Below are 11756 nucleotides of genomic sequence, written 5' to 3' on the forward strand. Positions count from 1 at the left end.
CTGGGGTGACGGGGTTGTTTTGATGTCTTCGATCCATTTCATCGTTTTCCTGCCGCTGCTGGCAGCGATCGTCGCGGGGTTCAGCAATCGCGCGTTCGGGACAGTGTTCCCGAAGATCGTCACCACCGGCGCGCTGCTGATCGCGGCGGGGCTGAGCTGGCCCGTGTTCATCGGGTTCATGACCGGCGCGAACGAGCCGCAGGTGGTTCAGGTGCTGACCTGGATGCGCTCTGGCGATCTCGACGTCAGTTGGGCACTCCGCGTCGACAGCTTGACCGCCGTCATGCTGGTCGTGGTCACCAGCGTCTCGGCGCTCGTCCACCTGTATAGCTGGGGCTATATGGAAGAGGACCCGGATCAGCCGCGCTTCTTCGCGTATCTCTCGCTGTTCACCTTCGCCATGCTGATGCTGGTGACCGCCGATAACCTGCTGCAGATGTTCTTCGGCTGGGAAGGCGTCGGTCTCGCCAGCTATCTGCTGATCGGCTTCTGGTTCAAGAAGCCGTCGGCCAACGCCGCCGCGATCAAGGCGTTCGTGGTCAACCGTGTCGGCGATCTCGGCTTCATGCTCGGCATCTTTGGCGTGTTCCTGGTGTTCGGCACCATCTCGATCCCCGAAATCCTCGAAGCTGCGCCCGGCATGGCGGGCAGCACGATCGGCTTCCTGGGCTATCGCGTCGACACGCTGACCGTGCTCTGCCTGCTGCTGTTCGTCGGCGCGATGGGCAAGTCGGCGCAGCTTGGCCTGCACACTTGGTTGCCCGACGCGATGGAAGGCCCGACCCCGGTTTCGGCGCTGATCCACGCGGCGACGATGGTCACCGCGGGCGTGTTCATGGTCTGCCGCCTGTCGCCGCTGTTCGAACAGGCGCCGATCGCACTCGGCTTCGTCACCTTTATCGGTGCGGCGACCTGCCTGTTCGCCGCGACGGTCGGCACGACGCAGACCGACATCAAGCGCGTCATCGCCTATTCGACCTGTTCGCAGCTCGGATACATGTTCTTCGCTGCGGGCGTCGGCATGTATGGCGCGGCGATGTTCCACCTGTTCACCCACGCCTTCTTCAAGGCGCTGCTGTTCCTGGGTGCCGGCTCGGTGATCCACGCGATGCACCATGAGCAGGACATGCGTTACTATGGCGGCCTGCGGAAGCACATCCCGGTCACCTTCTGGACGATGATGGCGGGCACGCTCGCGATCACCGGCGTCGGCATCTACTGGCTCCATGCCGGGTTCGCGGGCTTCCACTCCAAGGACGCGATCCTCGAGGCGGCATACGCATCGGGCTGGGGCCAGGGCGCGTTCTGGGTCGGCGTGTTCGCCGCACTGCTGACGAGTTTCTACTCGTGGCGCCTGATGTTCCTCACCTTCTTCGGCAAGCCGCGCTGGACCCAGTCGGAGCATATCCAGCACGCGCTGCATGACTCGCACGGCCATGACCACGCGCATGACGAGGCGCATGGCCACGCGGTCGCGCATGCGGAGAACCCGCCGGCGCAGGAAGATGCGGGTCACGAGCCGCATGCCCATGCGCATGGCGCACATGAGACGGCGGACGGGACCGGCGGCTATCATCCGCACGAAAGCCCGCTGCCGATGATGATCCCGCTGCTGGTGCTCAGCCTCGGCGCGGTGTTCGCGGGCTTCGCGTTCAACAAGTTCTTCATCCAGCCCGAGGCTGGCGAGATCTTCTGGAAGGGCGCGGTCGCGTTCGACGAGCATCTGGCGAACGCGATGCACGAAGTGCCGTTGTGGGTGAAGCTGTCGGCCAGCATCGTCATGCTGCTCGGCCTGTTCGGGGCATGGGTCGCGTACATCAAGTCGCCGACCATCCCGGCGCGCTTCACCGCGACCTTCTCGCTCCTCTACAAGTTCCTGCTGAACAAGTGGTATTTCGACGAGCTGTACAATGTGCTGTTCGTGAAGCCCGCCTTCTGGTTCGGTCGCCTGTTCTGGAAGCGGGGCGACGAGGGGCTGATCGACCGGTTCGGCCCCAACGGCTCCGCTGCGGCGGTCAGGTTCGCGGGTGTGTGGAGCGGCCGCCTCCAGTCCGGATATGTCTATAGCTATGCGTTCGTCATGCTGATCGGCCTGACCGCAGCCGTTACCTGGGTGATCACGCGATGAGCGGCATTCTCTCCATCATGCTGATCGTGCCGCTGGTTGCGGCGGTCGCATGCCTGTTCACCACCGCGAACAATGCGCGCTGGATCGCGCTGACTGCGACGCTGATCGACCTGGTGCTCGGCGGCGTGCTGTGGGCGAATTTCGAGATTGGCGGGCCGCAGTGGCAGTTCGTCGAATATACGCCGATCTTCGGGCGCTTCGCCTGGGCGCTGGGCATCGACGGCTTCGCGCTGCTGCTGATCATGCTCAGCGTGTTCCTGATGCCGATCTGCATCGGCGCCAGCTGGACCGCGATCGAAAAGCGCGTGCCGGAATATATGGCGGCTTTCCTGATCACCGAAGTGCTGATGATCGGTACCTTCGCGGCGCAGGACATTTTCCTGTTCTACATGTTCTTCGAAGCCGGCCTGATCCCGATGTTCCTGATCATCGGCATCTGGGGCGGCGCGAACCGCATCTACGCGTCGTACAAGTTTTTCCTCTACACGCTGCTCGGCTCGCTGCTGATGCTGATCGCGATGATGTACATGAGCATCACCGCGGACACGACGTCGATCCCCGAACTGATGGCGTATGACTTCCCGGTCGATGTCCAGACCTGGCTGTGGCTGGCCTTCTTCGCGTCGTTCGCGGTGAAGATGCCGATGTGGCCGGTCCATACCTGGCTTCCCGACGCGCACGTGCAGGCGCCGACCGCCGGTTCGGTGATCCTGGCGGGCGTGCTGCTGAAGCTTGGCGGATACGGCTTCCTGCGGTTCAGCCTGCCGATGTTCCCGGAGGCTTCGGCGCAGCTGATCTGGCTGGTGTTCGGCCTGTCGTGCATCGCGGTCGTCGTGACCTCGCTGATCGCTCTGGTGCAGAACGACATGAAGAAGCTGATCGCCTATTCGTCGGTCGCGCACATGGCGATCGTGACCTTGGGCCTGTTCACCTTCAACCGTCAGGGGATCGAGGGCGCGATGATGGTCATGCTGGGCCACGGCCTGGTATCGGGCGCCCTGTTCCTGTGCGTCGGCGTGATCTACGACCGCCTGCATACGCGCGAGATCGACCGGTATGGCGGCCTTGCGATCAACATGCCGAAATATGCGATCCTGTTCATGCTGTTCACGATGGCGTCGGTCGGCCTGCCGGGCACGAGCAACTTCGTCGGCGAACTGCTGGCGCTGATGGGTACCTACCAGGTGTCGACGCTCGCGACGCTGATCGCGACGACCGGCATTATCCTCGGTGCTGCGTACATGCTGTACGTCTATCGCCGCGTCGTGTTCGGTGACCTCACCAAGGACGACGTCAAGGCAATGCCGGACCTCAACAAGCGCGAGATGGCGCTGCTCGCCCCGATCGCGGCGGCGGTGCTGTGGATGGGCGTGTACCCGGAAAGCTTCCTCGCGCCGATGCGCGCCGATGTCGCGACGCTGCTTGCCCGGATCGAGCGCGCACGTCCGGCGGGTGACAGCCTTCCGACCCCCGGCAATCCCGCAGCGGCCAGGGCCGCGCATGCCGAAGACCATAAATCGGCCGAGCACGGAGCGGCACACTGATGGACTACGCCGCACAAGTTTCGATGGTCCTGCCCGAGATCGTCCTGTCGGTCGGGGCGCTCGCGCTGCTGATGGTCGCCGCATGGGGCGGTCAGGCGGTGACGCGCGCGGTGAGCTGGGTGTCCGTCGCCGTGCTGATCGGTGCGGGCATCGCGCTGACCGGCCCCGCGTCGTCGGGCGGCACCGCGTTTGATGGCCTGTACCGCGCCGACCTGTTCTCCGCCTATGCCAAGGCGCTGATCTTCTTCGCTGCGGCGGTCTCGATCGTCATTGCCCCGCGCTTTTTCGCGCGCACCAGTGGCGAGGATCTGCGCCCCGAATATCCGATCCTGATCCTGTTCGCGACCGCGGGCATGGGCATGATGGTGTCGGCGAACGACCTGCTGACGCTGTATATCGGGCTCGAGCTCAACAGCCTTGCCTCCTACGTGCTCGCCAGCTTCATGCGCCGCGACGAGCGTTCGGCCGAAGCTGGCCTGAAATATTTCATCCTCGGTTCGCTCGCGTCGGGCATCCTGCTCTACGGAATCAGCCTGGTGTACGGGTTCAGCGGGACCACGGTGTTCGGCGACATCGCGTCGGCTTACGCTGCGGGTGAGAGTATGGGGCTGCTGTTCGGCCTGGTGTTCGTCTTCGCTGGCCTAGCGTTCAAGATGTCGGCGGTACCGTTCCACATGTGGACGCCGGACGTGTATGAGGGTGCACCGACGCCGGTGACCACCTTCTTCGCCAGCGCGCCCAAGGTTGCGGCCATGGCGCTGTCGGTCCGCGTCGCGATCGAAGCGATGGGTCCGGTCACCAGCGACTGGCGCCAGATTGTGATCTTTGCGGCGCTTGCCTCGATCGTGCTCGGCGCGGTCGCGGCGATCGGCCAGCAGAATATCAAGCGCTTGCTTGCCTACTCCTCGATCAACAATGTCGGCTTCGCGCTGATCGGTCTGGCCGCCGGTACTGCCGAGGGCGTGGCGGGCGTGCTGACCTATCTCACCATCTATGTGGTGATGACGCTGGGCAGCTTCCTCGTCGTGCTCCAGATGCGCGACGCGGATGGCCAGCCGGTCGAGACGATTGCCAGCCTGTCGGGCCTGTCGCGCACGCGCCCGGCATTGGCGGCGGCGCTCGCGATCTTCATGTTCAGCCTGGCGGGCATCCCGCCGCTGTTCGGCTTCTGGGCGAAGTTCGCAGTGTTCGAGGCGGCGGTGCGCGCCGACCTGTTCTGGCTTGCGGCGATCGGTATCGCTGCGTCGGTGATCGGCGCCTTCTATTACCTCAAGATCGTCAAGACGATGTACTTCGACGAGCCTGCCCCGGCCTATGCCAAGGGTGACAGTGCGCTCGAAGGCGGGCTGATCGCCGCTGCGGCGATCTTCGTCTCGCCGCTCGGTTATCTGCTGATCCCGGTGCTCGGCGCATGGTCGATTGCGGCGGCGCGGACGCTCTTCTGATCCGCGTCGTAGCCGAAACCGGTTCGACCAACGCCGACATGCTGGCGCTCGCTGCGGCGGGCGCGAGCGAGGGATCGTGGTTGCGCGCCGAACGCCAGACTGCGGGCAAGGGGCGTCAGGGCCGGGCTTGGGAATCGCCGGTCGGCAATTTCTACGGCAGCACCCTCGTGCGCGTGCGTCTGACCGACCCGCCGGCGTCGGCGCTCGCGCTGGTCACGGTCGTTGCACTCGAAGAAGCAGTGCGCGTCTTCCTGCCCACCGGCGCGACGATCAAATGGCCCAACGACCTGCTGATCGACGGCGCAAAGTTGTCGGGCGTGCTGTTGGAGCGCGCGAGTGACGCCGTAGTCGTCGGCATCGGCGTCAACCTGGCGCATTACCCTGAACTATCCGATCGCCCTGCCACCAGCCTCGCCGCGCAGGGTGTGGCGGTCGACGCCGCGAGCTTTGCCGATATGCTCGCCGACAGCTTCGCCCGCTGGCTGTCGCGGTGGCGCGGCGAGGGGCTGGAGCCGGTTCGCCAACGCTGGCTCGACCGCGCGCATCGCAAAGGGACAGCACTCACCGCGCGGCTCCCTGATGGCACCAGCCATGACGGCCTGTTCGACGGTCTCACAACCGATGGCGCTCTGATCCTGCGCTTGGCCGATGGGTCGCGGCATGTCATTCATGCCGGTGACGTCTTCCTGATCTGAAGGACAAATCCATGCTGCTCGCGATCGACGCCGGCAACACCAATGTCGTCTTCGCCCTGGTCGAGGGACGGGAGGTCAAAGCGCGCTGGCGCATCGCCACCGATCCGCGTCGCACGGCCGACGAATATGCCGTGTGGCTGAGCCAGTTGCTTGCGCTGGAGGACTATGAGCGCGGCGTCGTCAGCGGCGTCATCATCGGCACGGTGGTCCCGCGCGCCCTCCACAATCTGGAGGTGCTGGCGCAGAAATATTTCGGCTGCACGCCACTGGTGGCGGGCCGCGACGGGTGGCCGATCGCGCTGGATGTCGAGGAGCCGCAGAGCGTCGGTGCGGACCGCGCGCTCAACATCATTGCCGCGCATGAAAATCACCCCGGGGACCTGATCGTCGTCGACTTCGGTACCGCCGCAACCTTCGACGTCGCCGACTATACCGGGGCGTACAAGGGCGGAATCATCGCGCCGGGCATCAACCTGTCGCTCGACGCACTGGTTACCGCCGCCGCCAAGCTGCCCCGCATCGCGATCGAGGCCCCCGCAAACACAAGCGTCATCGGCCGCAACACGGTCGATCAGATGCATATCGGCATCTATTGGGGCTATATCGCGATGATCGAGGGGCTGGTCGCGCGGATGAAGGCCGAAATCGGCCGCCCGGTGAAGGTGATCGCCACCGGCGGGCTTGCGGTGCTTTTCGAGAAGCAGACCGATGTGTTCGACGTGATCGAACCCGACCTGACGATTCAGGGCTTGGCGATGCTGTGGGAGCGGAAAGGCACCTAGCCACGAAGTCGCTCGGCCCGGCCCCTTCGACTACCTGCAAGGCAGACGCTCAGGACATGCTTGTGCCGGGGTCCACTTGTCCCTACGCCCGGCCCTTGAGCCTCTAGCTTCGCGCTTGCCTCCCCGTCGTGGACCCCGGCACAAGGCCGGGGTGACGACGGTAGTGGATAACGAAAGATCAGATGACCCCCGGTAAAGAACTCCTCTTCCTCGCGCTCGGTGGCTCGGGCGAGATCGGCATGAACGTCAATCTCTATGGCTGCCACGGCAAATGGATCATGGTCGATTGCGGCGTGATCTTTGGCACGCCGGACTATCCCGGCATCGACCTGATCCTGCCCGACCTGCAGTTTATCGAGGAGCGGCTGGACGATCTGCTCGGCATCGTGCTGACCCATGGGCATGAGGATCATATCGGTGCGCTGCCGTACCTTGCGGGCGAGCTGGACGTGCCGCTCTATGCGACACCGTTCACCGCGGGCCTGATCCACGGCAAGTTGGACGAAGAGGGGATCGCCGACCGCGTCGAGCTGAACGTGGTGCGCGAGGAAGAGCCGTTCCAGATCGGCCCGTTCGGCATCCGCTATGTCCCGCTGGCGCATTCGATCCCCGAGGGGAATGCGGTGCTGATCGATACGCCCTATGGCCGCGTGTTCCACACGGGTGACTGGAAGATCGACGAGACCCCGGTGATGGGTTCCCCCTCGACCGCCGAGGAACTGACCGCAGTCGGCGACGAGGGCGTGCTGGCGCTGGTCTGCGATTCGACCAACGTCTTCAACCCGGAAGCATCAGGCTCCGAGTCCGCGGTTCGGGAGGGGCTCGACGAAGTCATCGCGGGCATCAAGGGTCGGGTGCTCGTCACCACCTTCGCCTCCAACGCCGCGCGGCTTCAGACGCTGGGCGAGGTCGCCAAGGACACCGGTCGCGCGATGTGCGTCGCGGGGCGGTCGCTCGACCGCATCCTGCGCGTCGCCAAGGCGACCGGCTATCTCCGCGATTTCCCCGAGACGGTCGATTTCGAGACGGCGATGAAGCTGCCGCGCGACAAGGTGATGATCATCGCCACCGGCGGACAGGGCGAACCGCGCGCCGCCCTGGCGCGCATCGCCGACGAGACACATCAGCTGAAGCTCGAATCCGGCGATACCGTCGTCTTCTCGTCCAAGCAGATCCCCGGCAATGAAATGGCGATCGGGCGGATCATGAACGTGCTGGCGGGCAAGGGGGTCGAGATGATCACCGACCGTCAGGCGTTCGTGCACGTTTCCGGCCACCCCGGTCGCCCCGAGCTGGCGGCGATGTATGACTGGATCCGCCCCGAAATCCTCGTGCCCGTCCATGGCGAGATGCGCCATATCGCCGAACAGGCGCGGTTCGGGCGCGCGCATGGAATCCCCCATGCGGTCGTGCAGAATAATGGCGAGATCGTTCGCCTGGCGCCCGGCAAGCCCAAAAGGTCGGCAATGCGATTGCGGGCCGGCTCGTCCTCGATGGCGACGTCATCCTGCCCGCCGACGGCACCACCATCAACGAACGGCGCAAGCTGGGTCTTTACGGCCAGATGTCCGTCGCGGTCGCGATCAAGGCTAATGGCAAGCTCGCCGGCCGGCCCGAGGTCCGCATCCAGGGCGTTCCCGCGGAAGAGGATCGCGACGCGCTGATCGCCGATGCCAGCGACGCTGCGGCCAAGGCCGTCACCGAAGCGCGCGGCGGCGACCGTGAGAAATTGCGCGAGGCGATCCGGCTGGCGGCCCGGCGGGTCGCAGTGCGCTACACCGGCAAGAAACCGGTGATGGACGTGATGCTGATCGAGGTGTGATGCAATGAACTGGTTCAGCGCGCTCGCTATCTATTTCCTGTTCTGGTTTCTGGCGCTTTTCCTGGTGCTGCCGTTCTTCGCGCGCACCGGGGTCGAGGCGGGCGAGCCGCTGGTCAAGGGCCAGGCGGAAAGCGCGCCCCAGCGCTTTCAGGCGGGGGCAATCGCCAAATGGACGACGATCGTCGGTACCGCGCTCTTCGCCGCCTTTTACCTCAATTATGTCAACGGCTGGATCACGGCCGACATGCTCGATTACTGGAACTGAGCGAAAAACTCAGTTCTTCGTCTGCGTCATCCGGTCGACCCAGGCGATGCCGATCGCCGATGCAATGAAGGCCATGTGGATCACCGTCTGCCAGATAACCGCCTGCTCGGTGATCCGCCCGTTCGGCTGACCCAGCGCCCCCGCCTCGATGAAGGTGCGCAGCAGATGGATCGACGAGATGCCGATGATCGCCATCGCCAGCTTGACCTTCAGCACGCCAGCATTGACGTGGCTCAGCCATTCGGGCTGGTCGGGATGCCCCTTCAGGCCGAGACGCGACACGAAGGTTTCATAGCCGCCGACGATCACCATCACGAGCAGGTTGGAGATCATCACCACGTCGATCAGGCCAAGCACGACCAGCATGATCTGCTGCTCGCTGAACTCCCATGCGTGCTGGACGAGGTGGATCAGTTCCTTGATGAACAGGAACACATAGACGCACTGCGCGACGATCAGCCCGACATAGAGCGGCAGCTGGAGCCAGCGCGAGCTGAAGATCAGCAGCGGCAGCGGCTTGAGGCGGACAGGAACGTCGCTGGGCGAGGGGAATTCGGTGCTCATGGTGCGCTGCAATAGGGCAGGCTGCCGGGTACGATCAAGCGGTGGTTAGGTCGAGTGCGTAGAAGCGGTTGAAGTCGGTTTCGACATAGTCGGCAAAGGGCGGGCAGGGGGTAAAGCCATAGCGGCGATACAGCGCATGTGCCGCGTCGAACAAAGGACCGGTACCGGTTTCCAGCTTCAGCGCGGTATAGCCCCGATCACGAGCGAGACCGACGATATGGTCGAGCAGCGCAAACCCCACGCCGCGCCCGCGCGCTGCTTCGCTCGCCCGCATCGATTTGACCTCACCGGTGGTCGTATCGATCTGCTTGAGCGCGCCCACACCGAGCAGCATGTCGCCATCCCATGCGCTCAGGAAGGTGATGTCCGGGGTCTTGAGCCCGGACAGGTCGAGGAAATGACAGGTCCCCGGCGGCGAATGATCCGACATCTCGCGCGCATGCAGGTCGAGCAGGGCGATTACCTGCCGATCGTCAAGGTCGCCCTCGTGGATGATCATCGCCCTAGATCTCGTCGATCATGCCCGCGAGCGTGTCGAGGCATGCATGCGCCAGCGCCTTGCATCGCTCTGGCGACCAGCCGAACTCGGCGTCGGGGCTGGGGTCATGGTCCTTGAACGGCATTTCCAGCGTCATCGACACCGCGCCGAACCGCTCGGCGAGCTGGTTGGTCGACATCGACAGGTTCGCCTGACCCGGGGCAGACTTGTCATAGCCTTGTTCGAGCTGGAACAGCGGCGTCGCGGCGGCGAGGCGGCGGCCGAACTCGTAGAATTTCTCACCGAGGTTGTCGGTCCACGACGGAATTCCCTCAAACCCCGCCAGGAAGTTCGCCGGGATCGCCTCGTCGCCATGCACGTCCATGGCGAAATCGACGCCCGTTTCGTCCATCGCCCCACGCACGAGGAAGACCTCGGGGCTCTGCGCCATCGTCGGGGAATGCCATTCGCGATTGAGGTTCACCCCCGCCGCATTGGTGCGCAGATGGCCGCGGAAGCTTCCGTCCGGGTTCATGTTGGGGACGATGTGGAACGTCGCCTTGGCCCGCAATGCCTGCGCGATCGCATCGTCCGGGTCGGTCAGCTTCTCCAGCGCCCCCTCGGCCCACCATTCCGCCATCGATTCGCCGGGGTGCTGGCGGGCATAGAGCCACACCTGTTTCGGTCCCGTGCCGAGCGTCAGCAGGTCCATCGCCCGCCCGTCGAGCGTCTGCCCCAGCTCGCGATGTGTCACGCCGGGCTTGGCCGCCATCCGCGCGATCAGGTCGGCGTGGCGCTCCATGCTGTACGGCGCGAAATAGGCGAACCACGCGACATCGCTGTCGAAGCTGTGGGTGAAACTGAACACGCCATCGGCATAGCTGCCATCGGTCAGGCGCCAGGTTGTGCGGTCCGTGCTGACGCGAGCGCGGTAGCCGGGCCAGCCGAACGCATAGGCGGCCTTGCCCGCATTGGTGATGCGGAACGTCAGCGTCCGCCCCTTCGCGCCCGCGACGCGGAAGTGGAACCACTGGAAGAAGTCGGACTTGTGGTCGGCGACGATCTCGACATCGACGGTGTCTCCATCGATGTCGATCAGTCGGATGTTGCCGCTGTCGAACGCGGCGTTCAGTTGGATGCTCATTTCACCGTGATAGTGATACCCGACTGCCCCGGAAAGCCCTTGAACAGCGCATTGGACAGCTTGGTCGCGGTGTCGGTCGGCTGGGTGCCGTCGGCGGCGCCGAGCGTCTCGGTCATCGCCTTGCCCTCCCAGATCACGGTGTTGTCGCCGCGGCGACGCAGCTGGACCGAGAGCTCGGAGGCATAGACCGTCCTGGTCTTGCTGCCGATTCCGACGCTGCCGCCTGCGCCGACGCCAACGTTGCCGCCATAGCTGCCCCCGCCGATGCCGATCGTCACCGGCGGACGGGTGCGCACCTGCCCGCGATCGGTGCGGCGGAAATCGACCGTGGCGAGATAATCCGATTTCGCCGAATCGGGGGCCGCCGCGAACCCCATACTGCCCATCGTCGCGGCGACCGCGTCGAGATACAGCTGTGCCTCCGGCCCCGTCGCGTTGCCGCTCACCGGCTGCACCGACACGGTGCCTGCCGGAATCGGTTGGGAAAGATGGTATCGGGTTACATCGACCGGTGCGGAGCCGCCCATCCTGGTGGAGCACCCGGCCAGAGTGGCGGCGGAAAGGGCGAGGGCAAGCACAGCACGGGTGTTCATCGGACACATCCTCCTGCCGTGCACGCGCCACGGCTCTACGGTTCAACATCGTTACGGGGATGTCGGTTCCGTTGCCAAGCTTTCCTTGACTTGACGGCCCGTCCCGACTAGGCGAGCGCCTCTTTTCCGGCACCCGCCATAATTCGAGATAGTAGAGAATCGGTCATGAAGATCGTGAACAGCCTGAAGTCGCTCAAGGATCGTCATCGCGACAACCGCGTGATCCGTCGTCGTGGCCGCGTGTACGTCATCAACAAGACGCAGCGTCGCTTCAAGGCCCGCCAGGGCTGATCCCG

At 64.6% G+C, this 11756-nt stretch carries 11 protein-coding genes and 1 pseudogene; 8 read left to right on the forward strand and 4 right to left on the reverse strand.

The annotated features are described in order from the left end of the window. Positions 1-22 precede the first annotated feature (22 nt). The 7 genes and pseudogenes from nuoL (at position 23) to LRS08_RS16510 (ending at position 8681) form a co-directional block, all read left to right on the forward strand. A complete protein-coding gene (nuoL, locus tag LRS08_RS16480; protein ID WP_257846134.1) occupies positions 23-2128 on the forward strand; it encodes an NADH-quinone oxidoreductase subunit L in 2106 nt (701 codons plus the stop codon). Beyond that, entirely contained in the window at positions 2125-3672 is a 1548-nt protein-coding gene (locus LRS08_RS16485; protein ID WP_257846133.1) for an NADH-quinone oxidoreductase subunit M, read from the forward strand. The genes nuoL and LRS08_RS16485 overlap by 4 nt, the downstream gene beginning before the upstream one ends. After that, positions 3672-5117, forward strand: coding sequence for an NADH-quinone oxidoreductase subunit NuoN (gene nuoN / locus LRS08_RS16490; RefSeq protein ID WP_257846132.1), 1446 nt, complete (start codon positions 3672-3674; stop codon positions 5115-5117). Before LRS08_RS16485 ends, nuoN begins: the two co-directional genes overlap by 1 nt. Further along, positions 5084-5812 (forward strand): biotin--[acetyl-CoA-carboxylase] ligase, encoded by a 729-nt coding sequence (locus LRS08_RS16495; protein ID WP_257846131.1) that lies wholly within the window; start codon positions 5084-5086, stop codon positions 5810-5812. The genes nuoN and LRS08_RS16495 overlap by 34 nt, the downstream gene beginning before the upstream one ends. An 11-nt stretch (positions 5813-5823) precedes the next feature. Then, on the forward strand, positions 5824-6594 hold the full coding sequence (locus LRS08_RS16500; RefSeq protein WP_257846130.1) for a type III pantothenate kinase: 771 nt from the start codon (positions 5824-5826) through the stop codon (positions 6592-6594). 182 nt (positions 6595-6776) lie between these two features. Further along, positions 6777-8416 (forward strand): annotated as a pseudogene (locus LRS08_RS16505) (ribonuclease J). 4 nt (positions 8417-8420) lie between these two features. Beyond that, complete coding sequence (locus LRS08_RS16510) at positions 8421-8681, forward strand: DUF1467 family protein (RefSeq protein WP_257846129.1); 261 nt, start codon at positions 8421-8423, stop codon at positions 8679-8681. Positions 8682-8690: 9 nt separating this feature from the next. Here LRS08_RS16510 and LRS08_RS16515 read toward each other — a convergent pair whose 3' ends face one another. Genes LRS08_RS16515 through LRS08_RS16530 form a run of 4 tightly spaced genes read right to left on the reverse strand, consistent with a single transcriptional unit; the run spans position 8691 to position 11460 of the window. Then, a complete protein-coding gene (locus LRS08_RS16515; RefSeq protein ID WP_257846128.1) occupies positions 8691-9245 on the reverse strand; it encodes a TIGR00645 family protein in 555 nt (184 codons plus the stop codon). Between the two features lie 34 nt (positions 9246-9279). After that, the gene (locus LRS08_RS16520) at positions 9280-9744 is read right to left on the reverse strand and encodes a GNAT family N-acetyltransferase (RefSeq protein ID WP_257846127.1); all 465 of its coding nucleotides are present in this window, start codon (positions 9742-9744) and stop codon (positions 9280-9282) included. A 4-nt stretch (positions 9745-9748) separates the two neighbouring features. Continuing rightward, positions 9749-10867: a M14-type cytosolic carboxypeptidase gene (locus LRS08_RS16525; protein ID WP_257846126.1), complete on the reverse strand. Its 1119-nt coding sequence runs from the start codon at positions 10865-10867 to the stop codon at positions 9749-9751. After that, positions 10864-11460: a DUF4136 domain-containing protein gene (locus LRS08_RS16530; RefSeq protein ID WP_257846125.1), complete on the reverse strand. Its 597-nt coding sequence runs from the start codon at positions 11458-11460 to the stop codon at positions 10864-10866. Before LRS08_RS16530 ends, LRS08_RS16525 begins: the two co-directional genes overlap by 4 nt. A gap of 165 nt (positions 11461-11625) precedes the next feature. Between LRS08_RS16530 and ykgO the strand changes: the two genes are divergently transcribed. Beyond that, entirely contained in the window at positions 11626-11751 is a 126-nt protein-coding gene (gene ykgO / locus LRS08_RS16535; protein ID WP_066663252.1) for a type B 50S ribosomal protein L36, read from the forward strand. Positions 11752-11756: the final 5 nt, after the last annotated feature.

Source organism: Sphingomonas sp. J315, assembly GCF_024666595.1.
Taxonomy (GTDB): domain Bacteria; phylum Pseudomonadota; class Alphaproteobacteria; order Sphingomonadales; family Sphingomonadaceae; genus Sphingomonas.